The organism is Citrobacter sp. Cpo089 (genome assembly GCF_030332695.1).
In the GTDB taxonomy this organism is placed as follows: Bacteria; Pseudomonadota; Gammaproteobacteria; order Enterobacterales; family Enterobacteriaceae; genus Citrobacter; species Citrobacter portucalensis.
On sequence record NZ_JAOWHJ010000074.1, the window covers coordinates 15025 to 41876 of the forward strand.

Annotated in this window: 26 protein-coding genes; 6 read left to right on the plus strand and 20 right to left on the minus strand. The window is 53.6% G+C overall.

Features of this window, described 5'->3' with window-relative positions; all coding sequences use genetic code 11:
- Nucleotides 1-2: 2 nt before the first annotated feature.
- The 6 genes from tatA to udp all read right to left on the minus strand — a co-directional run bounded on the left by tatA (nucleotide 3) and on the right by udp (nucleotide 5774).
- A complete protein-coding gene (gene tatA, locus OGX92_RS21150) occupies nucleotides 3-257 on the minus strand; it encodes a Sec-independent protein translocase subunit TatA (protein ID WP_003017888.1) in 255 nt (84 codons plus the stop codon).
- Nucleotides 258-335: 78 nt separating this feature from the next.
- Entirely contained in the window at nucleotides 336-1976 is a 1641-nt protein-coding gene (ubiB, locus tag OGX92_RS21155; RefSeq protein ID WP_126957717.1) for a ubiquinone biosynthesis regulatory protein kinase UbiB, read from the minus strand.
- Nucleotides 1973-2578, minus strand: coding sequence for a ubiquinone biosynthesis protein UbiJ (gene ubiJ, locus OGX92_RS21160; protein ID WP_003828918.1), 606 nt, complete (start codon nucleotides 2576-2578; stop codon nucleotides 1973-1975). The genes ubiB and ubiJ overlap by 4 nt, the downstream gene beginning before the upstream one ends.
- Nucleotides 2579-2591: 13 nt before the next feature.
- Entirely contained in the window at nucleotides 2592-3347 is a 756-nt protein-coding gene (ubiE, locus tag OGX92_RS21165) for a bifunctional demethylmenaquinone methyltransferase/2-methoxy-6-polyprenyl-1,4-benzoquinol methylase UbiE (RefSeq protein ID WP_003017897.1), read from the minus strand.
- Between the two features lie 94 nt (nucleotides 3348-3441).
- Nucleotides 3442-4872 (minus strand): DNA recombination protein RmuC, encoded by a 1431-nt coding sequence (rmuC, locus tag OGX92_RS21170; RefSeq protein ID WP_095533171.1) that lies wholly within the window; start codon nucleotides 4870-4872, stop codon nucleotides 3442-3444.
- Between the two features lie 140 nt (nucleotides 4873-5012).
- Nucleotides 5013-5774, minus strand: coding sequence for a uridine phosphorylase (gene udp, locus OGX92_RS21175; RefSeq protein ID WP_003828923.1), 762 nt, complete (start codon nucleotides 5772-5774; stop codon nucleotides 5013-5015).
- A gap of 265 nt (nucleotides 5775-6039) precedes the next feature.
- On the opposite strand from udp, the gene OGX92_RS21180 reads away from it, so the two are divergent.
- Nucleotides 6040-6846, plus strand: coding sequence for a dienelactone hydrolase family protein (locus OGX92_RS21180; RefSeq protein WP_003828924.1), 807 nt, complete (start codon nucleotides 6040-6042; stop codon nucleotides 6844-6846).
- Between the two features lie 96 nt (nucleotides 6847-6942).
- On the opposite strand, the gene metE is transcribed toward OGX92_RS21180, so the two are convergent.
- The gene (gene metE, locus OGX92_RS21185; protein ID WP_200920950.1) at nucleotides 6943-9204 is read right to left on the minus strand and encodes a 5-methyltetrahydropteroyltriglutamate--homocysteine S-methyltransferase; all 2262 of its coding nucleotides are present in this window, start codon (nucleotides 9202-9204) and stop codon (nucleotides 6943-6945) included.
- Between the two features lie 248 nt (nucleotides 9205-9452).
- On the opposite strand from metE, the gene metR reads away from it, so the two are divergent.
- Nucleotides 9453-10406, plus strand: a complete 954-nt coding sequence (gene metR, locus OGX92_RS21190; protein WP_200059115.1) for an HTH-type transcriptional regulator MetR — start codon at nucleotides 9453-9455, stop codon at nucleotides 10404-10406.
- Here the strand turns inward: metR and OGX92_RS21195 are convergent.
- The 3 genes from OGX92_RS21195 to pldB all read right to left on the minus strand — a co-directional run bounded on the left by OGX92_RS21195 (nucleotide 10294) and on the right by pldB (nucleotide 13105).
- Nucleotides 10294-11193 carry a carboxylate/amino acid/amine transporter gene (locus OGX92_RS21195; protein ID WP_197385401.1) on the minus strand — a complete coding sequence of 300 codons (900 nt, stop codon included), beginning with the start codon at nucleotides 11191-11193 and terminating at the stop codon, nucleotides 10294-10296. The two genes, metR and OGX92_RS21195, sit on opposite strands and share 113 nt — an antisense overlap.
- An 82-nt stretch (nucleotides 11194-11275) precedes the next feature.
- Nucleotides 11276-12073 (minus strand): sugar/pyridoxal phosphate phosphatase YigL, encoded by a 798-nt coding sequence (gene yigL / locus OGX92_RS21200; protein WP_286587027.1) that lies wholly within the window; start codon nucleotides 12071-12073, stop codon nucleotides 11276-11278.
- A gap of 15 nt (nucleotides 12074-12088) precedes the next feature.
- Nucleotides 12089-13105, minus strand: a complete 1017-nt coding sequence (pldB, locus tag OGX92_RS21205) for a lysophospholipase L2 (protein ID WP_003017911.1) — start codon at nucleotides 13103-13105, stop codon at nucleotides 12089-12091.
- 110 nt (nucleotides 13106-13215) lie between these two features.
- Between pldB and rhtB the strand changes: the two genes are divergently transcribed.
- Nucleotides 13216-13836: a homoserine/homoserine lactone efflux protein gene (rhtB, locus tag OGX92_RS21210; protein WP_003828938.1), complete on the plus strand. Its 621-nt coding sequence runs from the start codon at nucleotides 13216-13218 to the stop codon at nucleotides 13834-13836.
- A 162-nt stretch (nucleotides 13837-13998) separates the two neighbouring features.
- A complete protein-coding gene (locus tag OGX92_RS21215) occupies nucleotides 13999-14883 on the plus strand; it encodes an Rpn family recombination-promoting nuclease/putative transposase (RefSeq protein ID WP_286587028.1) in 885 nt (294 codons plus the stop codon).
- A 38-nt stretch (nucleotides 14884-14921) separates the two neighbouring features.
- Here OGX92_RS21215 and rhtC read toward each other — a convergent pair whose 3' ends face one another.
- From rhtC to pldA, 3 genes are all read right to left on the minus strand, one after another.
- The gene (rhtC, locus tag OGX92_RS21220) at nucleotides 14922-15542 is read right to left on the minus strand and encodes a threonine export protein RhtC (RefSeq protein WP_003828942.1); all 621 of its coding nucleotides are present in this window, start codon (nucleotides 15540-15542) and stop codon (nucleotides 14922-14924) included.
- Between the two features lie 63 nt (nucleotides 15543-15605).
- Complete coding sequence (gene recQ, locus OGX92_RS21225) at nucleotides 15606-17435, minus strand: ATP-dependent DNA helicase RecQ (protein ID WP_008787089.1); 1830 nt, start codon at nucleotides 17433-17435, stop codon at nucleotides 15606-15608.
- Nucleotides 17436-17523: 88 nt separating this feature from the next.
- Nucleotides 17524-18393 (minus strand): phospholipase A, encoded by an 870-nt coding sequence (pldA, locus tag OGX92_RS21230; RefSeq protein WP_240389546.1) that lies wholly within the window; start codon nucleotides 18391-18393, stop codon nucleotides 17524-17526.
- Nucleotides 18394-18558: 165 nt separating this feature from the next.
- On the opposite strand from pldA, the gene yigI reads away from it, so the two are divergent.
- Together yigI and rarD are read left to right on the plus strand one after the other, a co-directional pair.
- Nucleotides 18559-19026: an acyl-CoA thioesterase YigI gene (gene yigI, locus OGX92_RS21235; RefSeq protein ID WP_003828949.1), complete on the plus strand. Its 468-nt coding sequence runs from the start codon at nucleotides 18559-18561 to the stop codon at nucleotides 19024-19026.
- Nucleotides 19027-19077: 51 nt separating this feature from the next.
- Nucleotides 19078-19971, plus strand: coding sequence for an EamA family transporter RarD (rarD, locus tag OGX92_RS21240; RefSeq protein ID WP_043018990.1), 894 nt, complete (start codon nucleotides 19078-19080; stop codon nucleotides 19969-19971).
- Between the two features lie 73 nt (nucleotides 19972-20044).
- Here the strand turns inward: rarD and corA are convergent, their stop codons facing one another.
- The 7 genes from corA to dapF all read right to left on the minus strand — a co-directional run bounded on the left by corA (nucleotide 20045) and on the right by dapF (nucleotide 26805).
- Nucleotides 20045-20995, minus strand: coding sequence for a magnesium/cobalt transporter CorA (gene corA / locus OGX92_RS21245; RefSeq protein ID WP_240389545.1), 951 nt, complete (start codon nucleotides 20993-20995; stop codon nucleotides 20045-20047).
- Nucleotides 20996-21151: 156 nt separating this feature from the next.
- Nucleotides 21152-21208: a YsgD/CorL family protein gene (ysgD, locus tag OGX92_RS21250; protein WP_212723238.1), complete on the minus strand. Its 57-nt coding sequence runs from the start codon at nucleotides 21206-21208 to the stop codon at nucleotides 21152-21154.
- A 202-nt stretch (nucleotides 21209-21410) separates the two neighbouring features.
- Nucleotides 21411-23573 (minus strand): DNA helicase II, encoded by a 2163-nt coding sequence (gene uvrD / locus OGX92_RS21255; protein WP_003828957.1) that lies wholly within the window; start codon nucleotides 23571-23573, stop codon nucleotides 21411-21413.
- Between the two features lie 88 nt (nucleotides 23574-23661).
- Nucleotides 23662-24378: a 5-amino-6-(5-phospho-D-ribitylamino)uracil phosphatase YigB gene (gene yigB / locus OGX92_RS21260; RefSeq protein ID WP_286587029.1), complete on the minus strand. Its 717-nt coding sequence runs from the start codon at nucleotides 24376-24378 to the stop codon at nucleotides 23662-23664.
- Entirely contained in the window at nucleotides 24378-25280 is a 903-nt protein-coding gene (gene xerC, locus OGX92_RS21265; protein ID WP_003828960.1) for a tyrosine recombinase XerC, read from the minus strand. Before xerC ends, yigB begins: the two co-directional genes overlap by 1 nt.
- On the minus strand, nucleotides 25277-25984 hold the full coding sequence (locus OGX92_RS21270) for a DUF484 domain-containing protein (RefSeq protein ID WP_008787084.1): 708 nt from the start codon (nucleotides 25982-25984) through the stop codon (nucleotides 25277-25279). Before OGX92_RS21270 ends, xerC begins: the two co-directional genes overlap by 4 nt.
- Nucleotides 25981-26805, minus strand: a complete 825-nt coding sequence (gene dapF, locus OGX92_RS21275) for a diaminopimelate epimerase (RefSeq protein ID WP_003017933.1) — start codon at nucleotides 26803-26805, stop codon at nucleotides 25981-25983. The genes OGX92_RS21270 and dapF overlap by 4 nt, the downstream gene beginning before the upstream one ends.
- Nucleotides 26806-26852 lie beyond the last annotated feature (47 nt).

Genomic DNA, 26852 nt, shown 5'->3' on the forward strand with positions numbered 1-26852 from the left:
GATTATACCTGCTCTTTATCTTGGCTTTTGGCGTCTTCCTTTTTCACTTCACCCTGCTTATCGGTGATGGATTTAGCAGTAAAATCAGCGTCCTGGCTGGTTTTATCTTGCTTAGGCTCATCATCACCCATCGCTTTTTTGAAGCCTTTGATCGACGCGCCAAGATCGGAACCGATGGAGCCGAGTTTCTTGGTGCCAAATAGCAGTACAACGATGACGGCAATGATCAACAACTGCCAAATACTGATACCACCCATACATGTTCCTCTGTCATAGATGATGAATTAATAAGGCCGTAGTATACGTTACACGACCTGCCTTGGGCGACGAAAAATTCAGCGCATTTTGCGCCAGCCGATCAACCAGGCTATAACGCCTCCCGCCATTAACCAGCCCGGCATAAGCCCCCACTCAGGGCGGCTTACCAGCAGGAATGTTCCACTTAGCAACAATGTTACGCCAATGCCCAATAAATAACGGGATTGTCCCTGGCGTACATGATTCGCGTGAAGCTCGCGGGCAATCTTATCAACACTGTGCTGTAAATATTTGCCCTGGCGCAAACTGTCATACACCAGTTCAGGTATTTCTGGCATTTTTTCGACCCAGAACGGTGCTTTTTCTTTAAATGCCCTAACGAGCGCCGGAATACCGACCTGATCTTTAATCCAGGATTCGAGGAATGGCTTAGCCGTTTTCCACAAATCTAACTGCGGGTAGAGTTGTCGTCCGACACCTTCTACGTACAGCAGCGTCTTCTGGAGCAATACCAGTTGAGGCTGAACTTCCATATTGAAGCGGCGCGCAGTGTTGAACAGATTCAGCAGCACGTGACCAAAGGAAATCTCCGCCAGCGGTTTTTCAAAAATCGGCTCGCACACGGTACGAATGGCAAATTCAAACTCTTCTACGTTGGTATCCGGCGGAACCCAACCAGAATCCACGTGCAGTTCAGCAACTTTGCGGTAATCGCGGTTAAAGAACGCAATGAAGTTTTCAGCCAGGTAACGCTTATCTTCTTTGTTTAAAGAGCCCACAATCCCACAATCAATACCAATGTATTTCGGGTTTTCAGGGTGCTCATAACTGACAAAAATGTTCCCGGGGTGCATATCCGCATGGAAAAAGCTGTCGCGGAATACCTGAGTAAAGAAGACCTGAACACCACGCTCGGCCAACAATTTCATATTGGTGCCGTTCTTCTCAAGCGTGGTGACATCTGAAACCGGGATGCCGTAAATGCGCTCCATCACCATCATGTTCTGACTGCAATAGTCGGAATACACTTCCGGGATGTACAGCATCGGACTATCTTCAAAATTACGTCGTAGCTGAATGGCGTTCGCCGATTCGCGCAGCAGATTCAGTTCATCGATCAACGTTTTTTCATATTCACGGACGACTTCTGTTGGTCGCAGGCGACGCCCATCTGGCAGCAGACGAGGAACCCAACGAGCCAGGCGGTAGATCAGTTTTAAATCCGCTTTGATGACCGGAAGTATGTCCGGGCGAATAACTTTGATCACCACCTCTTTGCCATTCGATTTCAACCGCGCAGTGTGGACCTGAGCAACAGACGCAGATGCCAGCGGCGTGATCTCAAAATCATCAAACCATTCCTCGACGGGCAGCCCGCCCATAGCCTCTTCGATTTGTTTTTTCGCTCTAAGCCCATCGAACGGGGCAACCCGATCCTGCAATAGCGCAAGCTGATCGGCGATGTGCGGAGGGAAAAGGTCACGACGGGTAGAGAGCATTTGCCCAAACTTGATCCACACCGGGCCGAGTTCCTGTAAAGCCAGTCTCAGCCTTTCTCCCAGCGGTTTATCTTTATGTCGGTTGGGCATCCAGAACAACGAGTAACGCCACAACCGAAGCGGCAGCGTGATTCGCATTTTGGGGATGAGTTCATCAAGACCGTAGCTTAAAAAAGTGCGAATGATGAAATAAAGGCGCCGTACTTCACCTGGCGTCATTTGGCCTCCAGTTTTTCCAGCCGTTTGGCCAGAGATTCAACCGCGCGCTCAACGGCTGCCGTTTCTTCAGCAAACCATGCAACCTCTAGTGGACCAGGAGCCATGCGCCACTCTTCAGTGATCGCTTCGGCGACATAGCGCTGCTGGCGCTGAAAGTTATGGCACAGGAACTTCGCTCCACCACGCAAGACTTTGCTGACCCCTTCCGCGACGATATCGCCGGTATAGGGTGCTAACAGTTCTGCAGGATCCAACTCCGCCAGATCGGCCAGCGCAACAAAGTTCTGTACTACCTGGATATCGCCCTGGACTTCCAGCTCACCGCTGCGGATAAGCGTGGTGAGTTGCTGTCGGTCACGCAATTTCGGTAACACACTGGCATATGTGATTACGGTGCAATCGGCTTCGCCTTCCCATGCCCCCAGCACATCGACCTGGCGCTCGCTAAACACCAGGACTAACGGTGTTGAAAATCCTTTGAGATCAACACGCAGCACCTTCCCTTGTAAACGCGTTCTGGCTGACTTCAGCGCAGGAGAACGGTACAGAAAGGTGTTGAGCAGATTTTCAACGCCTGCGGTTACTAAGGGTTTTAAAGGCATCCCCACTCTCCTGTCAGAACTTGTAACCACGATGCAGCGCAACGACACCTGCTGTCAGGTTGTAGTAATCAACGCTTTCGAACCCGGCATCTTGCATCATTGCTTTTAAGGTGTCCTGATCGGGATGCATACGGATGGACTCCGCCAAATAACGGTAGCTGTCCGCATCGCTTGCTACCATTGAACCTATGCGCGGCAGAACATGGAAAGAGTATGCGTCGTAGGCTTTGCTCAACGGTTCGATGATGGGTTTGGAGAATTCCAGCACCAGTAGACGTCCGCCCGGCTTCAATACGCGGTACATGGAGCGCAATGCTTTGTCTTTATCCGTTACGTTGCGCAGACCGAAAGAGATGGTGATGCAGTCAAACGTGTTGTCAGGGAAAGGTAATGCTTCCGCATTCGCCTGAACGTACTCAACGTTACCTACCACGCCAATATTACGCAGCTTTTCGCGACCCATTTTGAGCATTGAGTCATTGATATCCGCCAGCACAACTTTGCCGGTTTCACCAACCATGCGAGAGAATTTCGCCGTCAGATCGCCGGTACCGCCTGCTAAATCGAGAACGGTTTGCCCGCGACGCACGCCACTGCAATCAATGGTGAAGCGCTTCCACAAACGATGAATGCCAAATGACATTAAGTCATTCATAACGTCATATTTAGACGCCACAGAATGAAAAACGTGGGCCACCATGTCAGCTTTCTGCTCTTTAGCGACGGTCTGAAAGCCAAAGTGCGTCGTTTCTTGTGAATTATCCACCATCTCAGTGCCTGCTCATCCAAAAAATGTTCGAGAAGTGTAACAGATTGGGCCAATTTGCCCTACCCTTCTACCGGGTTCAACTACCCCAAATGGACTAGTTTGATTGCTGATTTACCGCTTCATCCTCGGGGTAAGACGCATCTTGTTGCGTCTCAGGGACCGAGCGCAAGCGGTATTCTTCATCCTGTGTAGTAGCTTGTTCAGCCAGCTCAGGATTAATCTCACGCTTAATTTCCACGCCTAAACTACGAAACGCTTCTGCCTGCGACAGGACGTTTCCACGACCGGAAGAGAGTTTTTTCATCGCCTGTCGGTAGTTGTCCTGGGCTTTGTCCAAGCTTTGGCCTATTGCCGACATATCATCCACAAACAACCGCATCTTGTCATAAAGTTTGCTGGCCCGATCGGCAATTTGTTGCGCATTACGACTCTGATGCTCGTAGCGCCACAGGTTGGCGATCGTGCGCAATGCCACCAACAGCGTGGTAGGACTCACCAGCATAATGTTATTTCTAAGCGCTTCGGTAATCAGTTCGGGCTGTCTGTCGAGCGCCAGCAAAAAAGCGGGCTCAACGGGGATAAACATCAACACATAGTCAAGCGTACGCAGCCCAGGAAGCTGCTGATAATCTTTGCGACCCAGTAGTCGAATATGGTTGCGCACCGAGGCGATGTGCTCCTGCAATGCACTTTCGCGGGTGTATTCATCTTCTGCGTTAAAATAGCGCTCATAGGCGACCAGCGTCATTTTCGCATCGATCACCACATCTTTACCCTGCGGTAGCCGAACGATGACATCAGGCTGCATTCGCGAACGGGCGTCGTTTTCGATGCTAACCTGGGTTTCATATTCATAACCTTCACGCAGACCAGAGGCTTCGAGTACCCGCGTGAGTACGACCTCTCCCCAGTTACCCTGCGTTTTGTTATCGCCTTTTAATGCCCGCGTCAGGTTTACCGCTTCCTGCGCCATCTGCGCATTCAGTTGCTGGAGATTACGAATTTCGTGTGCCAGGGTATGGCGTTCTTGCGCCTCTTTACCAAAGCTATCCTGAACCTGGCGACGAAAACCGTCCAGTTGTTCACGAAGCGGCGCAAGCAGGCTGTTCAGACTTTGGCGATTTTGCTCATCAACACGGCGGTTGCTGTGCTCAAAAATACGATTCGCCAGATTTTCAAACTGTTCGCTCAGACGCTGTTCGCTGTTGATCATCTGGCGGATTTTATCTTCCGCATGCTGTTGGGTTGCTTCCAGCCGGGTAGTGACTTCACGGAGATCGGCTTCCAGAGAGGTGTTGATACTGTGCAGACTGCGTAATTCGTTATTGAGTAGTTCGCACTCATCGCGCCAGTGAGCTTCCTGCGAGAGCTGCTGGCGAGCGGCGCTTAGCGCAATATCCAGTTCACGTCGCTCTTCGATGAGGTCGGCACGGATTTGATCGGCGCGTGCTTTTGTCGCCAGCCACCCTACCAGTAGCCCTGCGGCTAACGCCAACACGGCACTCATCATAATTGAAATATCCACAACGCCCCCTTACAGCAACGACTTACCCGCACAAAATAGAATTGTGCTGTATAAACGTCCAGTTTAAAAGGAATTTCCTGCGAGGCACTACGCAAAATAAAAAGGCCGAACGCGTCGGCCTTTTTGAATAGAAGGGGGAATTACAGTAAACGACGCGCGGCTTCAACCACGATTTTCACCGCGTGACTTTCCGTTTGTTTCATCGTTTCCGCATTAGGGATCTCTTGCTGAGTACGGTTCACGATAACACCCGCGACCATACCGGCACGCAGACCCTGGCTTGCGCACATGGTCAGCAGCGTAGCAGATTCCATTTCGTAGTTCATAACGCCCATAGACTGCCACTCTTCCATTGAGCCTTTGAAACGGCTCACAACGCGGCCAGAGAAGGTGTCATAACGCTCCTGGCCCGGGTAGAAGGTGTCAGAAGACGCGGTAACCCCCACGTGAGTGGTGGCGCCGATAGATTTCGCCGCTTCCACCAGCGCGGTGGTGCACTCGAAGTCCGCAACGGCCGGGAATTCCATTGGTGCGAAGTGCAGGCTTGCGCCGTCCAGACGAACAGATGCAGTGGTAACCAGTACATCACCTACGTTGATATGCGGCTGGATAGCGCCAGTCGTACCGATACGCAGGAAGGTACGAATGCCCAGCTGTGCCAGTTCTTCTACGGCAATAGAGGTGGACGGGCCGCCGATACCGGTAGAACAAACGATCACGGCTTTACCATCCAGCTCAGCACGCCAGGTGGTGAACTCGCGATGAGATGCCAGCTTAACCGGCTTATCCATCAGCGCGGCGATCTTTTCCACACGCTCCGGGTCGCCAGGGACGATAGCAAGCGTAGCCCCTTGTAAATCGTTCTTAGTGAGGCCGAGATGAAAAACATCAGACTTAGACATAAAAACTCCTCTGTGAATCGGTTTTGTCAGAAGAAGCAAAAACACACTTTACCGAAGGCATAAACATATTTTCGTGACAGTCATCACTATGATGTAAATCAATTGCATTCAATTACCATCAAAAAGTGATTAATGTCACATAAATGATGTGATGTAAGGAAGCCCTGCACAAAAGATAGCCCGTTTAAGGCAATGTGGTTCGTTGCATGTGTCTATAGTTAACAATGCGCTTTTTTGCTGAATATTTAAGGGTACGGAGAATACCATGACAACACGACAATCTGGCTTTGCACCTGCTGTATCTCCACCGACGTCTACCACGGTTCACACCCCAGATAATGCAATTATCGCCGGTGTAACGTCCATACCTTCACAAGGCGATGATATGCCAGCGTATCACGCACGACCAAAACAGACTGATGGCCTGCTGCCCGTAGTCATTGTCGTGCAGGAGATTTTTGGTATTCATGAGCACATTCGTGACGTTTGCCGTCGTTTGGCTCTGGAAGGGTATCTGGCTATCGCACCAGAACTCTATTTTCGCGAAGGCGATCCCAATGACTTTGCCGATATCCCTACGCTGCTTAGTGGCCTTGTCGCCAAAGTGCCCGACTCTCAGGTACTGGCCGATCTGGACCACGTCGCTAGCTGGGCCTCCCGCAACGGAGGAGATGCACACCAGTTGATGATCACCGGATTTTGCTGGGGTGGGCGCATCACCTGGCTGTATGCCGCACATAATCCGCAGTTAAAAGCGGCCGTGGCGTGGTATGGCAAACTGGTGGGTGATAAAACCCTCAACTCGCCAAAACATCCCGTTGATATCGCAACCGATCTTAACGCCCCCGTTTTGGGGCTTTATGGCGGCCAGGACACCAGCATTCCGCAAGATACCGTTGAAACAATGCGCCAGGCACTGCGCGCCGCCAATGCTAAAGCGGAAATCGTGGTCTATCCCGATGCCGGACATGCGTTCAACGCCGATTATCGCCCGAGCTATCACGAAGAGTCCGCGAAAGACGGTTGGCAGAGAATGCTGGAGTGGTTCGTGCAATACGGTGGGAAGAAATAAACGTTAATTGCCCGGTGGCAGCGACGCCTGACCGGGCCTACAACTATTGCGATTTCCTGTAACCCGGGTAAGCCCCAGCGCTTCCCGGGCACCGAATTACGCCTGACGCAAATTCTGCGCCGCTTTGACCATGTTCGCCAGCGCGGCACGGGTTTCCGGCCAGCCGCGGGTTTTCAGGCCGCAGTCCGGGTTCACCCACAGACGTTCTGCTGGAATGCGCAGCTCGGCTTTCTTCAACAGGGCTTCAATCCACTCCACGCTCGGGACGTTCGGCGAGTGAATATCGTATACGCCCGGCCCGATTTCGTTCGGATAATCGAACTCTTCAAACGATTCCAGCAACTCCATATCAGAGCGCGAGGTTTCAATGGTAATCACGTCCGCATCCAGCGCCGCAATGGAGTCCATGATGTCGTTGAACTCGCAATAACACATGTGGGTGTGGATCTGGGTTTCATCCTTCGCTACCGCCGCGTTAATGCGGAAGGCTTCCACGCCCCACTCCAGATACGCCGTCCAGTCGCTGCGACGCAGCGGCAGACCTTCGCGCAGTGCCGGTTCATCAATCTGGATGATGCCGATACCCGCCGCTTCCAGATCCGCCACTTCATCACGCAGCGCCAGCGCAATCTGCTTCGCGATGGTTTCACGCGTCACGTCTTCACGCGGGAATGACCAGCAGAGAATGGTCACCGGACCGGTCAGCATGCCTTTTACCGGTTTGTCGGTCAGCGACTGGGCATATTTCGCCCACTCCACGGTGATCGCTTCCGGGCGGCTGACGTCGCCAATCACCACCGGCGGCTTCACGCAGCGAGAGCCGTAGCTCTGCACCCAACCGTTCTGGGTGAAGACGAAGCCGTCCAGGTGTTCGCCAAAGTATTCGACCATGTCATTACGCTCGGCTTCACCGTGTACCAGCACGTCGAGACCCAGACGTTCCTGTTCAACAATCGCCTGTTTAATATGTTCCGCAATTCCGGTGCGATAGTTACCGGCATCCAGGTTGCCCTTTTTGAAGTCCAGCCGCAGGCCGCGAATTTCCGTGGTTTGCGGGAATGAACCGATAGTCGTAGTCGGCCATGCCGGCAGATTAAAGCGGGCACGTTGCGCCTCGGCACGAACCGGGTAAGCATTAGCGCGCTGGCTGTCTTGGGCGGTGATTGCCGCCAGACGTTTTTCCACTGCGGCGTTGTGTACGCGGGTAGAGTGACGACGAGCCTGAATCGGTGCGCTCCACTCGACAATTGCCGCCGTATCACCGCTATTCAACGCATCGCGCAGCAGCGCCAGCTCGCCGCATTTTTGCAGGGCGAAGGCAAACCAGCTCTTCACTTCTGCATCAAGGCGGGTTTCAACACTGAGATCGATTGGGCTGTGCAGCAGGGAGCAGGAAGAAGCCACCCACAGGTTACGTTTCCCGACGATATCTTTGATTTGTGCGTATTTTTCGCTGAGATCGGCACGCCAGACGTTGCGGCCGTTCACCAGCCCCGCTGACAGCAGCCAGTCGGCAGGCAGACGTTTATGCAACTCGGCTGCATCATCTTTGCCGTGCACGAAGTCAACGTGCAGTCCCTGCACCGGCAGGGCGGTAATGGTATCCAGGTTTGGCGTTACGCCTTCGAAGTAAGTGGTCAGTAGCAGCTTCACCTGACCCGTCAGCGCGTCATAAGCCGGTTTGAAGGCCTCCAGCCACGCTTGCGGCAGCTCCAGTACCAGCGCGGGTTCATCAATTTGCACCCACTCAATACCGCGTTTCGCCAGCTCACCCAGCACCTGCTGGTAAACCGGCAGAATGTCGTTCAACAGGCTCAGGCGGTCAAACTGTTCGCCTTTCACTTTACCCAACCACAGGTAGGTTACCGGCCCCAGCAGCACAGGCTTCACCTTGTGACCGAGCGCCAGCGCTTCGTCCACTTCATCCAGCAGTTGGGTCCAGGTCAGTTTGAACTGCTGACCTTTAGTGAACTCTGGCACCATGTAGTGATAGTTGGTGTTAAACCATTTAGTCATTTCTGCCGCCGCCGCGGGTTCACCCGTTGGTGCGCGGCCACGGCCAATGCGGAATAAGGTATCGATATCGACCGAGCCGTCTTTATTTTGATGGCGAGCCGGAACGTTGCCGAGCAGCAGGCTGGTGGTCAGCACGTGATCGTACCAGGCAAAATCACCCACCGGCAGCAGGTCAACGCCCGCCTGCTTCTGCTGATCCCAGTGGCGGGCACGCAGCTCGCGGCCAACGGTCAGCAAATCTTCACGGGAAGAATTTCCCGCCCAGTAGCTTTCTTGCGCTTTCTTCAACTCGCGACGCAGGCCAACGCGAGGGAAACCGAGGGTGTGATTCAATATTGTCATTTTTCTTCCTCTCTTATTTTATTGAATCTGAAGCAAAAACTCTAAATAGTTCGGTTTGCAGGAAGGCGGCGACACAGCGCATCCCCAGGAGCTTACTGAAGTAAGTGACTGGGGTAAGCGAGGAAGCCAACGCATCTGCAAGCCGAAATATGACGAGTTTTGGACGTCCAGATGTTTACACATCCATAATTGGCGGTTACTGTATATTCCTCAAGCGCAATTTGTTCATGCCGAAGTGAAGGACTTTCATGATCGAGATTAAACACCTGAAAACGCTCCAGGCGTTGCGGAATAGTGGTTCTCTGGCAGCCGCAGCGGCGACGTTGCATCAGACCCAATCCGCCCTTTCTCACCAGTTCAGCGATCTGGAGCAGCGCCTTGGCTTTCGACTTTTTATCCGTAAAAGCCAGCCTCTGCGCTTTACGCCGCAGGGAGAAATCCTGCTGCAGTTAGCCAATCAGGTGTTGCCGCAAATTGGTCGTGCGCTGCAGGCCTGCAACGAACCGCAGCAAACCCGGTTGCGAATCGCGATTGAATGTCACAGTTGTATTCAATGGCTGACGCCCGCGCTGGAGAATTTTCGTGCCAACTGGCCGCAGGTGGAGATGGACTTTAAATCCGGCGTGACGTTCGATCCGCAACCAGCGCTACAGCAGGATGAGCTGGATCTGGTGTTAACCTCCGACATCTTGCCGCGCAGCGGATTGCACTACTCACCGATGTTTGATTTTGAAGTCCGCCTGGTACTGGCGCCTGACCATCCGTTGGCCAGCAAAACACAAATCGCACCGGAAGATTTGGCCAGCGAGACGCTGCTGATTTACCCGGTACAGCGGAGTCGACTGGATGTATGGCGGCATTTTCTGCAGCCTGCAGGCGTTAGTCCTTCGCTGAAAAGCGTGGATAACACCTTACTGCTGATTCAGATGGTTGCAGCCAGAATGGGTATCGCGGCATTACCGCACTGGGTGGTGGAGAGTTTTGAACGCCAGGGCCTGGTAGTGACCAAAACCCTGGGTGATGGATTGTGGAGCCGACTGTACGCCGCCGTGCGTGATGGCGAGCAGCGACAGCCGGTCACAGAAGCGTTTATTCGCTCAGCGCGGAATCATGCCTGCGATCACCTGCCGTTTGTACGGAGTGCGGAACGACCCACTTTCGATGTACCCACAGTGAAGCCACTATCACAGCCGCACCAATGATGAAGCTTGGCCAGTGAGGTTGTTGATGCCAGATAGCAAGGTTAACCAGCAGTCCGGCAGGGACATGCATATTGTTCATGATGCCCAGCGTGCCCGCATCCACCTGGGTCGCGCCGTAGTTCCACATAAAGTAACCAATGCCGGACGCCGCCACGCCAAGAAAGACCAGAATTCCCCACTGTAGCGTGGTTGCAGGCATTTTCTGCGCATTGCCCAGCATGAACCAGGCCACGACAGCCACCATAAAGGCGCCCATATAAAACCAGGCAAAGGCGTTGTGCTGCGGCATTGGCCGCGTCTCCATCAGACGTTTATAGCCCACCATACCAATGGCAAAGCTGATATTGGACAACTGCACCAGCAGCAGACCGGTCCAGAAGTGGCTGGTCACCTGATCGTAACGAATGATCCCCGCACCAATCACCGCCAGTAACGCACTAAAGGCGTAACTCCAGCGCAGACGACGTCCGCTCATCAGATCATAAATCAGCGTAATGTAGAGCGGCGTCAGCACGGTAAAGAGCAGCAGTTCTGAAACCGTCAGGTACAGATAGGCGTGAAAACTCAGCATGTACATAATGCCAAGCTGCATGGCACCCACCAGCATATACAGCCCGATCGTTTTTACGCTGTGCCCACGAGTACGTAGAAACGGCAGGAACACCAGCGCAGCCAGCCCAACGCGCACCAGCACCGCAAAATAGCTATCGACATGACCGGCAAGGTACTCGCCAAACAGGCTAAAGGAAAAGGCCCACAGAATTGTGGTAATGATGAGTAACGCCACAATGGATGTCTCTTAACAAAAGGTACACCCATTGTAGCGAAGTTTTTAGTTGACAACTGGTCAACTAACGAACAGAAGGTTACTACAAAAACAGTTCACGCAGATAGTGTGGCACGGCATCGTCGGCATTAAGACCAATGACTTCCAGTTCCGGGTGCAGATCCTTCAGGCGCTGGTGGGCGTTGCCCATGATGCAGCCTTTACCTGCCATGGAGAGCATTTCCGCATCGTTCATCCCGTCGCCAAAGGCGATGCAGTCTTTCAGGCTGTAGCCCATCGCTTTTGCTACCGCTTCCAGCGCATGACCTTTCGATACGCCGCCAGCCATGACTTCCAGACAGGTAAGCGTAGAGAAGCTGACGTTAACGCGATCGCCCCAGCGGGCGTTAATCGCCTGCTCCAGCGGCAGTAGCCTTTCGTGAGAGTCGGTGGTGAAGAACACTTTGCTGACGCCCTCAGGCTCCAGTAATGCAGGTTCAAACAGTGAATAGTTAAACACCGCTTCTTTGAAGAAACGCACTTCGTCCGGACGATGGCGATTCATAAACCACTCATCATCACGATATACGTTGGTCACGATGTCCGGGTTTGCATTCACTACGCCAAACAGGTCGCTGGCAATATCGCGATCCAGGTTATGGGAAAACACCAGATCCCCGTCAGAATCATGCACGCGCGCGCCGTTGGACGTGATCATGTAGGTTTTAATGCCGAGGTTATCGCGAATTTGCCCCACATCAACATGATGACGGCCAGTCGCAAACACGAAGTTAACGCCGCGAGCGGTCAATAACTTCAGCGTCTCTTTGGCATAAGGGGACAGAGTATGGTCGGGAGAAAGCAGCGTACCGTCTAAATCAGACGCAACAACCTGATACATAAGAAAATTCAACCTCTAGGCAAAGCGGGTTCCGCTGGATGAGTTATGCTTGTCGAAAAATTCGACAATAGCGTTAAGCGCGACTGAGCGCATGGCGTCCTTTTCAAAAAGGATCTCATGGTACGCGCCTTTGATGACAAGCGGCTGACCCCCTTCTACAGGATGGCCCGCTGCGGCGCGGAGTTCACAAAAACGATCGTGCATGCGGTTATCTACCACCCGCTCTTCTTCAGCCTGAATCAGCAGCGTCGGCGTCGCGTCGTCTCCTGCTCCGGCCAGAACCTGTTCGCCTGCCAGAATACCTTCACGAACCCAGTGGTAGGTGGGGCCGCCAACGCGCAGTCGCGGCTCATCCGCATAGAAGCGCAGATTGCGCCGATAGCGCTGTCGACTATGCGTTAACGCATTCATACCGAATGGCAGCGCCCGCCAGCGCCCGGTTCCCATCGCATAGCCTTCGCGGATCCGCGGATGCCCTTCAGCCCAGTCCAGAATATGGCGCACCATCCAGTCGGGAAAGCGCATCACAATACCAAACATCGGTGCGCAAAGCGCGATGGCATCACACTGATTCGGGTGGCGTTGCAGGAATAACGTCGCAATCGCCCCGCCCATTGAATGCGCCAGTATATAGCGTTTTCTCCATGGGCCGGGTAGCACTTCCTGCTGCCAGAAGGCGGTTAGATCGTCGACATAATCATTAAAGTTATCGACATGACCGCGATGCGGATCCGAAAGCATACGCCCGGAACGCCCCTGGCCACGGTGATCGATAATGAGAACGTCAAAACCAGAATGAAACAGGTCATACGCCAGTTCAGCGTATTTCACGTAGCTTTCAATGCGTCCAGGACAGACGACGATGACGCGATCGTTTTTTTCTGCATGAAAACGAACAAAATGTACGGGAATATCATCCACGCCCGTAAATTCCGCTTCTTCCCGCTGACGCCAGAAATCTGTCAGTGGCCCCATGGAAAAAGCAGCAAACGCGTTTTCTCTTGTTTCCCAGTCTTTTTGCTGCTGAAACATCGGGTATCCAGCCTCGCTGACCAAGTAAAATCGTTTTTTTCGCCGTCACTGACACAACCTAACGGCAGTAGCGTATTGTGGCATAAAAATAGACAATCCGGGAGTTTCTCATGACCTTTGAATGGTGGTTCGCCTACCTGCTGACCTCTATTATTTTGAGCTTGTCCCCAGGCTCTGGCGCAATCAATACCATGACCACCGCCATCAGCCACGGATATCGCGGTGCCAGCGCGTCGATTGCGGGTTTGCAGACCGGGTTGGGTATTCATATCGTTCTGGTTGGCGTAGGACTGGGAACGCTATTTTCACGTTCGGTAATCGCATTTGAGGTGCTGAAGTGGGCGGGAGCGGCCTATCTGATTTGGCTGGGTATTCAGCAATGGCGCGCGGCGGGTGCTATCGATCTGAACACTATGGCAAATACGCAATCGCGCAGTCGGCTGTTCAAACGCGCGGTCTTTGTTAATCTGACCAATCCCAAGAGCATAGTTTTTCTTGCCGCTCTGTTCCCGCAGTTCATCCTGCCGCAGGAACCGCAGTTGATGCAGTACGTGGTGCTTGGCGTCACAACCATCGTGGTCGATATCATTGTGATGATCGGTTACGCGACGTTGGCCACGCGCATTGCTGGCTGGATTAAAGGGCCAAAGCAAATGAAGGCGCTCAACAAAGTGTTTGGCTCGCTATTTATGCTGATAGGCGCCCTGCTGGCATCGGCAAGGCATGCCTAGCAAATGGAACGTCGCTCGCAATGAAATGCTATCTGTAAGAGCCTCTGAACATGGCTTTTCGTACTTCGCCGCAAAGGGAAAAAAGCCTTTTATCCTGTACTGTTAGACGTTGATTGCTAATGCCAGAATGCTGCCATATTCACCACTCACGGATGATTAACGATGGCGGAAGTAACAACACCACATGACGCAGTATTTAAAAACTTCCTCTCCCGCGTGGAAACCGCGCGGGACTTTATCGAACTTCATCTTCCTCCCTCGTTAATCAAAATATGCAGGCTGGAAACGCTCCGTCTGGAATCAGGCAGTTTTGTGGAGGACGATCTGCGCCCTTATTTCAGCGATATTCTCTACTCACTGGAAACCACCAGCGGACATGGCTATGTACATGTGCTCATTGAGCATCAAAGCTCACCGGATAAGCACATGTCATTTCGCCTGATGCGCTACGCTATCGCAGCGATGCAGCGTCATCTTGAGGCGGGAAACGACACTCTGCCGCTGGTTATTCCTGTTCTCTTTTACCATGGCAAGCAAAGCCCATGGCAAGGCTCAATGAACTGGCTGGATCACTTTGAGGATTCTGGAACCGCCCTTCAACTTTACAGCACACCATTTCCGTTGGTGGATGTGACGGTTATTCCAGATGATGAGATCATGCAGCATCGCAGTATGGCAGCGCTGACATTAGTACAAAAACACATTCGCCAGCGCGACATGGCGCAGCTGCTGGATAAACTTACCCGCCTGTTTATGCTGGAGAAGATGAGCGGACAACAAATAACCGTGCTGGTAAACTACATGGTGCAAGCAGGGAATACACAAGATGTTCAGACATTATTGTATAAGCTGGCACAGCGGGTGCCGCAGCATGGAGAAAAACTGATGACAATGGCGGATCAACTAAAGCAGATAGGCCGTGAAGAAGGGAGGCGCATTGCCCTTACTGATGTAGCAAAAGCGATGCTCAAGCGAGGTCTTGATACCGACGCGATTATGGAAATGACCGGCCTTTCGAAGGATGAGCTACAGAAGCTTGCGCAATAAGCCGCATACCGCCTGGGACTCCCAGGCGGGCAACAAACTTAGCGCGAAATAATCAGATGGATACCGAAGCCCGCGAACAGCGCGCCGGCAAAACCATCAATCCACTTCGCCAGACGCTGATAGCCACGACGCATTTTTGGCAGAGCAAACAGGCTGGCGACCACGGTAAACCACGCCAGTGTTTCCACGATGATCAGGGCAAAGATCCCCCAGCGCGCGCCCGTGCCCACGTTGTCGCCAACGAACAATGAGAATACGGAGCCAAAATAGATAATGGCTTTAGGGTTAGCCAGATTGGTCAGCAGACCTTTCAAAAAGCTGCGTCCGCTCTGCGCCAGCTCCACCTGCGGAGTGGGAGCCGCAACATCCTGTTTTTTAAACGCGCCGCGCAGCATCTGATAACCCATCCAGCACAGATACAGCCCCCCGCCGACCATAATAATGGTATGTAGCCAGGCCATTTTTTCGATAATCAGATGCAGGCCGAGCAGTGCCACGCCAGCCCAGACCATGACGCCGCAGGTAATGCCCAGCACGCCCATCATAGCTTCTTTGCGCGAACGGCTAACCGCAGTTTGAGAAACAAAAAAGAAATCGGGACCGGGGCTCATCAGCGCAACGATATGCACCAACGCAACGGTGAAAAATAGCGTTAACATAAAAATGACTCGCGGGGGAATAGTTCAGTGAGTCACCATCCTGGCACTTTTTTGCCCGGCTGACTACTCTTCGTCGTCACCATCAACGTGTGCGCGAATAAGCGCCATAAACTCTTTACCGAAACGCTCAAGTTTCCGCATCCCCACACCGTTGACGCTTAGCATTTCACTCGGTGAAACCGGCATCTGCTCCGCCATTTCAATCAGCGTGGCGTCGTTGAACACCACGTACGGCGGAATGTTCTCTTCGTCGGCAATGGCTTTACGCAGCTTACGCAATTTGGCGAACAGTTTGCGGTCGTAGTTACCACCGAAGGATTTCTGCATCGCACGCGGTTTCAGCGCCACAATACGTGGTACAGCAAGCTGTAACGCAACGTCACCGCGCAACACCGGACGCGCGGCTTCGGTTAGCTGTAACGCGGAGTGATGAGCAATATTCTGCGTCACCAGGCCCAGGTGAATAAGCTGGCGAATAACGCTCACCCAGTGTTCGTGGCTTTGCTCGCGACCAATGCCATAGACCGGCAGTTTGTCATGAGCCAGTTCGCGAATACGCTGGTTATTCGCTCCACGCAGCACTTCCACGACGTACCCCATGCCGAAGCGTTGGTTAACACGGTAAATCGTCGACAGCGCTTTGCGCGCATCCATGAGTCCGTCGTACTGTTTTGGCGGGTCGAGGCAGATGTCGCAGTTACCACACGGTTCCTGACGCCCTTCGCCAAAATAGTTCAGCAGCACCAGACGACGACAGGTCTGCGCCTCGGCAAACGCCCCCATCGCATTGAGCTTATGACGTTCGATATCCAGCAGTTGCCCAGCGGGTTTCTCTTCGAGGCAGCGGCGTAGCCATGCCATATCAGCCGGATCGTAAAACAGCATCGCTTCCGCCGGCAGGCCATCACGCCCGGCGCGGCCGGTTTCCTGGTAATAGGATTCGATGTTGCGCGGAATATCGAAATGCACCACGAAGCGTACGTTAGGTTTGTTGATCCCCATACCGAACGCCACGGTCGCCACTACGATTTGCAGGTCGTCGCGCTGGAATTTCTCCTGCACCTCGGCGCGTACAGCGTTTTCCAGCCCGGCATGATAAGCCCCGGCGCTGATGCCACGGCTTTGCAGACGCGCGGCGGTGTCTTCGACTTTGGCGCGACTGTTACAATAGATAATGCCAGACTTACCGCGCTGCTCTTGCACGTAGCGCATCAGCTGATCGAGCGGCTTAAACTTCTCCATCAGCATGTAGCGAATGTTCGGGCGGTCAAAGCTGCTGATCTGAATTAACGGATCGTTCAGTCCCAGCAGACGCACAATGTCCAGCCGGGTTGTCTCATCCGCGGTCGCGGTCAGCGCCACAAACGGCAGGGTTGGGAAACGCTGACGTAACTGGCCCAGCGCAGCGTACTCGGGGCGGAAATCATGCCCCCACTGCGAAATACAGTGCGCTTCATCAACCGCCAGCAGCACCGGATTCCAGTGCGCCAGATGCTCAAGGAAGTTATCCAGCATCAGGCGTTCGGGCGCAATATACAGTAAGCGAATCTGCCCGCTGCGACAGCCCGCCATCACCTCAAGCTGCTGTTCACGACTTTGAGTAGAATTCAGGCACGCCGCCGCCACGCCGTTGGCCAGCAGTTGATCGACCTGATCTTTCATCAGGGAAATCAGCGGGGAAACAACAACGGTGAGTCCGTTTAGCAATAATGCGGGAATTTGATAGCACAGGGATTTACCGCCGCCGGTCGGCATAACGACCAGGCAGTCGCGACCAGAGAGCACGGTATCAATGATTTCTTCCTGACCGGGGCGAAACTGTTGGTAGCCAAAGGTTTCCTGCAAAACCTGTTTAGCGCCCATTTCCAGATTCAACACTTCCGCCTGCGCCACATTAACCCCATTCGCCCGAAATAAAAACAGGCGCTATTTTCAGCGCCTGAGAGAGAAACTGCAATGATTAAAATACTCTCAATACTTATCAGAAGATATCGTTGAGCATCACGCCCACACCAACACGCGTCTGATTGAAGTTGTAGTCAATCAGCGATTCGCCGTAACCACTGTAGACCTGAGTGTATAGACGCACATGCTTCGTGATGGGGTAACTGGCCCCCAGCTCTGCGCCGCCGTAGCCGGTATTCCAGTTGTACTGGCCTTTCACGCTGATAACCGCGTCACCCAGGTGATACCCCATTTTCAGCTGATAGTAGCCCATGTATTTAGTGATATCAGAGTTATCGTCGGTGCTACCAATCACGTACCACGGCTTAACTTCCACCAGCCAGTTACCATTTTCAGCCATCAGACGGGTATAAAGACGGTTCCAGCTACGTGAAGTGGGATCGGATCGGCCGTTGGAGTCATGGTTATAACCCATTTCGACATCACGAAGCGTCCAACCGGCAAAGCGATAGTCTGTGGCGAAACCGAGGAACAATTGCGGTTCGTAGTTGGTTTCGCGAAACGGTGAAGACTCTTCACTGTTCGAAAGCTGCCACCAGGACTTCTGGGTATAGGAACCGCCAAGTACCGAGTTTGGGCCTAATATCCCGCGCCAGAGCGGAAACGCCAGGCTTAGCTGAAACTTAACCTCATCTTTGCGCGCATTTTCGGACCAGCTATAACTGCTGATCGCCTCTTTGTTCATGTCGCTGGTATTGGTGTAAATAAGATAGTTGGTGTCATACGGATAAAGCGTGAAAGGGTTGTCATGTTCCTGCAGCATATTGGCGATAATACTGCCACGAACCGCCGGTGCATCATGAATCTCTTTCACTGTCGCTTCCTGCGCATACGCGGTCAACGGCAGCATAATTGCTGGTAGTAACCATCCCAGAATCGCCCGCATCGGTAATGTTCTCCTGAACCAAAATATTGATGAATTGTATAATTATCTGGCAAGTATTCTACATACTTAGCTAGTTCCTCGTTAGTTATCCCGTCCTAAAGTAGAAAACAACAAATAATAAGCATAATATCAACATTTCATTAACCATTGAGATGTAGGGATCGTATGTCTGCCGTACTTACTGCTGAGGAAGCGCTGAAGTTAGTGGGTGAAATGTTTGTCTATCATATGCCGTTTAACCGGGCGCTGGGACTGGAGCTCGAACGCTATGAGAAAGAATTTGCTCAATTAGCCTTTAATAACCAACCGATGATGGTCGGCAACTGGGCGCAAAGCATTCTGCATGGCGGCGTGATCGCCTCGGCGCTGGACGTCGCCGCGGGGCTGGTATGCGTTGGGAGTACGCTGACCCGCCATGAAACGATCAGCGAGGACGAACTGCGTCAGCGAATGTCACGCATGGGCACAATCGATTTGCGTGTTGATTATCTGCGCCCCGGAAGAGGAAGCCGCTTTACCGCCACCAGTAGCCTGCTGCGGGCGGGCAATAAAGTCGCTGTGGCGCGCGTGGAACTGCATAACGAAGAACAGCTTTATATTGCCAGCGCAACCGCCACTTATATGGTGGGGTAAGTGCCTAAAAAAAGGTAAACTGCTGTTACATTTCTGCAATGAGTTTTCCCGATGGATGCTAAACAAACGCGGCAGGGCGTGCTACTCGCTCTTGCTGCTTATTTTATTTGGGGTATCGCTCCCGCCTACTTCAAGCTGATTTACTATGTTCCGGCGGATGAGATCCTGACGCACCGCGTCATCTGGTCATTTTTCTTTATGGTGGTACTGATGAGCATCAGCCGCCAGTGGTCAGGTGTCAAAACGCTGCTACAAACGCCAAAGAAGATCTTCCTGCTGGCGCTCTCTGCAGTGCTCATCGGCGGAAACTGGCTGCTGTTCATTTGGGCGGTCAATAATCACCATATGCTGGAAGCCAGCCTCGGCTATTTTATTAACCCACTGGTGAATATTGTGCTGGGAATGCTATTCCTCGGTGAGCGCTTTCGTCGCATGCAGTGGCTGGCAGTACTGTTAGCCGCCTGCGGTGTGCTGGTACAGCTGTGGACCTTCGGATCGCTGCCAATAATCGCGCTGGGACTCGCGTTCAGCTTTGCCTTCTATGGCCTGGTGCGCAAGAAAATTGCTGTCGAAGCACAAACCGGCATGCTGATTGAAACCCTGTGGCTTTTACCCGTTGCGGCCATCTATCTGTTTGGCATTGCGGACAGCTCAACCAGCCATATGGGGCAAAATCCCATGTCGCTTAACCTGCTGCTGATTGCGGCGGGCGTCGTGACCACCATTCCGCTGCTGTGCTTTACCGGCGCGGCAACCCGTCTGCGTCTTTCAACGCTGGGTTTCTTCCAGTATATCGGACCTACGTTGATGTTCCTGCTGGCAGTCACCTTTTACGGTGAAGTTCCGGGAGCGGATAAAATGGTCACGTTTGCGTTTATCTGGGTAGCGCTGGCGATTTTCGTGATGGATGCAATTTATACGCAACGACGGGTTCGTCGAAGCTAGAAGATTGCCGGATGGCGCTTCGCTTATCCGGCCTACAAAAGCACATCTCCGTAGGTCGGATAAGTCACAGCCATTACAGCCAGTTCTTGCGCTTAAAGTACAGATACGGCGCCAGACCCGCGAGCATCATAAAGACAATCGCTCCAGGATAACCGAAGCTCCAGTGTAGTTCCGGCATGAATTCAAAGTTCATCCCGTAGCTGGAAGCCACCAACGTCGGCGGCAGGAACACCACAGAGACCACCGAGAAGATCTTGATGATGCGGTTCTGCTCGATATTGATAAAGCCCATCGCCGCCTGCATCAGGAAGTTAACCTTCTGGAACAGCGATTCATTGTGCGGCAGCAGGGATTCGATATCGCGCAGGATCTCACGCGCCTGCTCCAGCTGACTGCCCGGCAAACGCGCTTTACGCACCAGGAAGTTTAGCGCGCGCTGGGTATCCATCAGACACAGACGAACCTTCCAGCCGATATCTTCCAGTTCCGCCAGCGTCGACAACGCTTCGTCATATTCATCGCCCTGACGCCCTTCCATGATCACACGGCTGAGTTTTTCCAGGTCGCTGTAGATGTTTTCGATCTCATCCGCCAACTGTTCAATTTTGGTTTCGAACAGGTCAAGCAGCAGCTCGTAGGCGTTGCCATCCACCAGCGCCTGGTTACGCGCACGCATGCGGTACAGGCGGAAGGCCGGCAGTTCGCGCTCGCGCAGAGTAAACAGGCGGCCTTCGCGAATGGTAAATGCGACGGTTGAGTTACCTGCGTGATCGTCGGCGTCTTCGTAAAAGAAGAAGGAGTGGATGTGCAGACCGTCTTCGTCTTCAAAAAAACGTGCGGATGCTTCGATGTCTTCCAGTTCAGGGCGCGTAGCCAGATTCTGGCCCAAGTCCTTTTGCACACGGTTTCGTTCTTCGTCATCCGGCTCGACTAAATCGACCCAAACCGAACTGGCCAGGTGCTCGATCTCGTCTGCCTCAAGGCGAGTTAAACGATTGTTTTCCAGTTGAAATGCGCTCAGCATGACCGGGACTCCCAATGCAAAAAATTATCGGACAGTTCGGAGGGCACACAGAAACAAATTGGGTTTCAGACCATTAAACAGCCTGACTCAGCGCGACGGGAAAAAAAACAGAAGGTCGCTGACAACCGCGAAGGCTATCAGCAAAAAGGGATAGCCTTAGGAGTTGATCCTGGATGACAGGATAATGAGCCAGTATCTACTGGGTGTGTCCAAGGCGAATGTCCTCTTAGCGTAATCGTGCGCGCATGTTACGCCAGCAAAATTTTGACGTCAACACGCAACGGATGGCGAAAAAGTAATAATTTCCCCTTATACAGAAAGGTTAGCAGAGGGGAATTATTTATCTATGATTTCAGAATATTAACCGACAGGTTGCCGGATGTCGGCTCGGCCTTATCCGGCAAAGCCGAACCGATTAAACCGTTTCCAGTCTGGCGTAGGCCGCTACCAGCCATTTGATCCCCTGCCCCTGGAACGCGACCTGCAAACGACTGTGCTCGCCGCTTCCTTCCAGGTTGACGATGGTGCCCTCGCCAAATTTAGCATGGCGCACGCGCTGACCGAGCTTGTAGCCGGTATCGTTTTCCGCCATTGGCGTGCCCATCCGCTGATGGCTCACCGGACGGCTGACCGTGGCGCGCAGGCGAACCTCTTCAACGCACGCTTCCGGCAGTTCGCCGATAAAGCGCGACGGACGATGGTAAACCTCTTTGCCGTACAGACGACGCGTTTCGGCGTAGGTCAGCGTCAGCTTTTGCATCGCGCGGGTTACGCCGACGTAAGCCAGGCGGCGCTCTTCTTCGAGGCGACCACCTTCGTCCAGCGACATTTGGCTGGGGAACATGCCTTCTTCCATCCCCACGATAAACACCTGCGGGAATTCCAGACCTTTCGCCGAGTGCAGCGTCATCAGCTGAACCGCGTCCTGCCAGGTATCCGCTTGCCCTTCGCCTGCTTCCAGCGCGGCGTGAGACAGAAACGCCTGCAGCGGCATTAAGTCTTCGTCTTCTTCGTTGTAGCTGAACTGGCGCGTTGCCGTCACCAGTTCGTCTAAGTTTTCGATACGCGTCTGGCCCTTCTCGCCTTTTTCCTGCTCGTACATCATGCGCAGGCCGGAGTCTTTAATCACCCGGTCAGTCTGCACGTGCAGCGGCATATCCGCGGTCTCCTGAGCCAGTGCGTCAATCAGCTCCATAAAGCGCTGTAAGGCGCTGGCAGCGCGACCCGCGAGGGCTTTTTCCTGCAACAGCTCACGACAGGCCTGCCACAGCGTTAGCTGGCGGTCACGGGAGGTCTGACGCACCACGTCTAAAGTACGATCGCCAATCCCGCGCGTCGGAGTATTCACCACGCGCTCAAACGCGGCGTCGTCATTGCGGTTGGCAATCAGGCGCAGGTAGGAAAGCGCATCTTTGATTTCCTGGCGTTCGAAGAATCGCATCCCGCCATAGATCCGATACGGCATGCTGGCCTGTAACAACGCCTCTTCCAGTACGCGCGACTGGGCGTTACTGCGATAAAGAATGGCGCACTGTTCCAGCGCTCCGCCGTTGTCCTGCCAGGTCTTGATGCGATTGACCACAAAGCGCGCTTCATCAAGCTCGTTGAACGCGCAGTACAGCGAGATCGGTTCGCCGTCGACGCCGTCGGTCCACAGTTTTTTACCCAGACGCCCGTTGTTGTTTTCAATCAGGGCGTTGGCCGCGCTGAGGATATTGTTAGTCGAGCGGTAGTTTTGCTCCAGGCGAATAGTTTCTGCGCCGGGGAAGTCAGTGAGGAAGCGCTGGATGTTCTCCACCTGCGCTCCGCGCCAGCCGTAGATTGACTGATCGTCATCGCCGACGATCATTACCTTGCCGGTATCGCCCGCCAGCAGGCGGATCCACGCGTACTGAATGTTGTTGGTATCCTGAAATTCGTCCACCAGGATATTGGTAAAGCGTTCGCGGTAGTGCTGCAGGATATGCGGCTTGTTGAGCCACAGCTCGTGAGCGCGCAGCAGCAGCTCGGCGAAATCCACCAGCCCCGCGCGGTCACACGCTTCCTGGTAAGCCTGATACACTTTCTGCCAGGTTTGCTCAACCGGGTTGCCGTAGCTTTGCAGGTGGTGCGGACGCAGCCCTTCGTCTTTCTGGCTGTTGATGAACCACATCGCCTGACGCGGCGGCCACTGCTTCTCATCAAGGTTCATCGCCTTGATCAGACGCTTGAGCAAACGCAGTTGGTCTTCGCTGTCGAGGATCTGAAAATCCTGCGGCAGGTTTGCATCCATATGATGCGCGCGCAGCAGACGGTGGGCCAGACCGTGGAATGTACCGACCCACATACCGCCCTGGCTGGTTCCCATGATCTGGCCGATACGGTGGCGCATTTCCGCCGCCGCTTTGTTGGTAAAGGTCACCGCCATAATGGAGTACGGCGAGTTGTTCTCAACCGTCAGTAACCAGGCGATACGGTGCACCAGCACGCGCGTTTTACCACTCCCCGCGCCTGCCAGAACCAGCATGTTGCTGCGTGGCGCGGCCACCGCTTCACGCTGTTTATCATTAAGGCTGTCGAGCAGGTAAGAAACGTCCATTGGCACCGCCGCGTAAAAGTAGGTAAGGCGGATAAGCGTAGCGCCATCCGCCAAAAAGCTGGGTATATATACAGAGTTCTGCTGGTGATTATATCAGCGAGGTCAGAGATGCCAACTGTGAAATTTCGATATGCGGAAGCAAACGACTGTCTGCGGTTTGCATCAGGTCGGCATTTTCCGGTTTGATCCAGCAGGCCTGCATACCACAACGGATGGCGCCCGCGACGTCCGTCGTCAGGTCATCACCCACGTGCAGAATCTCACCCACAGGCATTTTCAGTTTTTCCGCCGCCAACGTGTACATGTCGCTAAAGGGCTTTGCTCGCCCGTCGGGACCGGCGCGCAGCACAAACTCAAAGTAATCACCCAGGCCAAACAGTTCCGGCTGCGCGTTACCGTTGGTGATCGCCACCAGCGGCCATTTGCGGGCCAGCGCCTTCAGCGTGTCATGCGTCGTCTGCGGGACTTCAATGCGGCTACGCCATTTGGCAAAATTCATCATTGCCGCATTCGCCCCCATTCTGGCTTCTGCCGCTGACAACCCCGCCTCCAGCATAGCGCGCTCTACGGCACGGTGACGCCATTGGGTAACATCGTGGTATATTTCCGGCTCGGCGTCGCGAACGGCCTGACGTAAGCGCTGTAGGTCGCTATTTTGCAGCGAATTCAACGCCGGATGGTAATTCTGTACAAACGCGAGCGCTTCCTGCTCGGTGCGAGTGATAACGGGACGGTTATCGTAAAGGGTGTCATCAAGGTCAAAGGTGAGCGCAGAAATGCGCCCCAAAGGCCGGTAAAAACGCATTATTTCCCCCGTTTGGCGCGCGGATGCGCTGCATCGTACACTGAAGCCAGGTGTTGAAAATCAAGATGGGTATAGATTTGAGTCGTGGAGAGATTGGCATGACCCAATAACTCCTGCACTCCGCGCAGATCGCCGCTCGACTCCAGCATATGCGTCGCAAAGGAGTGACGCAATTTGTGGGGATGTACGTGGCTGTTCAGCCCCTGCTTGATACCCCATTCAGCAAAGCGTTTCTGCACGTTACGCGCCGAGATACGTTTGCCCAGTTTGGACAGAAATAGCGCATCGTCATCGCTGCCAAATAGCCCGCGTAGATCCAGCCAGTGCTCAATCCACGCCACCGCGTTGCGGCCAATCGGCAGGCGACGCTCTTTACTGCCCTTACCCATCACCCACACTTCGCCGGTGTCGAGGTCGAGATGTTTAATATCCAGCCCAACCAACTCAGATAAACGCAGACCCGCGCCGTACATCACTTCCAGCATTGCTCTATCGCGCACGGCAAGGGGATCGTTGAGATCGATATCCAGCAGACGATTAACATCGTCGACATCGATATTTTTAGGGAGATGACGCGGTGCTTTCGGCGCGGAAACGCTTTTTGCCGGATTGGCTTTCAGCTCGCCCTGATTAACCAGCCAGTCGAAGAAACTGCGTAACGCGGAGAGACGCAGCGCCAGACTCGCCGGCCCCAGTCCCTTACGACGGCTGCGAACAGCAAAACTACGTACCATCGCAGCATCACATTGTTGCCAGCTTTGCAGACCGGTCTCTCCGGCTAACGCAATGATGGCATCAAGCTGACGCTGATAATTAAGCAATGTGATCGGGCTAAGCTGACGCTCAACGCCCAGATAGCGCAAAAAGCGCGCCACATCCTGAGAAAAGGGTGAATCGGTCATACGCGTTCAATCCAGCGCTCCAGCAGCTCCGGCAACATCAGCGAGATTTCCTGCAGCAATTGCGTGCCTTGCCCCTGCTGGTAATGATTAACGTCACGGCTGCTAAACAGCATCACGCCCAGAGAGCCATCTTGCCCGAGCATCGACATCGCCACCGAGCCTATGGCTTTCGCCTCCGGCATCATGACCAGCAATTCCGGACCATTAAGCGGCCCAAGATAGTGCTGTGACTGACCCAGACGCTGGATACGCAGCGGTTCAAAAGCCTGACGGCTTAATGCCAGATGGGTGAATTTTGATGGCGCGCCAAGTCGCCAGCGATCCGGGAACAGACGAACCGTCGCTCCGGCCAGCCCTAACTCACGCGCCCAGCGATGAAATCGCATCAGCATGTCGTCAAGACTGCTGGCCGACACCAGCCGTCCTTGCAGATTTAACAGACGATAGAACAGGCTTTCATTGGCGTTGGCTTGTTCCATCAACAACGCCATGTTCTCTTCCAGCACGTTAATATGATTACGTGCCCGCGCCATATGCCATTCCACTAAAGAGACCGTGCCCCGCACTGGGTGCGGAACTCGCATCGCTTCAACGGCCTGGGCATTACGGATAAAAAACTCAGGATTACGTTGCAAGTAATCGACGACCGCCCGGTCGTCCAGCTCCATGAGCGTTTCCTGTAGTTCTTCCCCTGGTTGCTTCATAAGTGAATAAATCCGTCGTAGACATGTGCCGCCGGGCCAGTCATATACAGCGGATGACCCGGACCTTTCCAGGCGATATCAAGTCGACCGCCCGGTAATTCCACCCTCACTTCTTCCGCCAGCAGACCCTGCTGGATACCGACCGCAACGGCAGCGCACGCACCGCTGCCGCAGGCCTGCGTTTCACCCGCGCCGCGCTCATAGACGCGCAGTCGGATATGCTCGCGTTTTACCACCTGCATAAATCCGATATTGGCGCGTTCAGGAAAGCGTTCGTGGCTTTCCAGAACCGGTCCCAGTGTTTCTACCGTGGCCGTATCAACATCATCAACCTGAATCACGCAGTGCGGGTTCCCCATTGAAACCACGCCGCACAATACTGTCTGTTCGGCCGCGCGCATAATATAGGTCTTCTCTGCTTTGTTAGCGCGAAAAGGAACCTGCGAGGGTTCAAAATTGGGTTCGCCCATATTCACCCGCACCAGCTCGTCGTCGGTTACGGTTAATACCATACGACCATTCGCGGTACTGACGCGAATATCACGTTTATTAGTCAGCCCTTTCAGGCGAACAAAACGGGCAAAACAGCGGGCGCCATTGCCACACTGTGACACTTCACTGCCGTCGGCATTAAAAATACGGTAGTGGAAATCCAGCTCCGGATCATACGGAGGCTCAACCACCAGCAGTTGATCAAATCCAACGCCGAGATGTCTGTCGGCCAGGCGGCGGATCAGCTCTGGTGAGAAAAAGACATTCTGCGTTACCGCGTCGACGACCATAAAATCGTTGCCAAGGCCATGCATTTTAGAGAATTGCATCATTCACTCCGTTCACGCGGGTACAGAAATGTAAAATCTATTCCTGC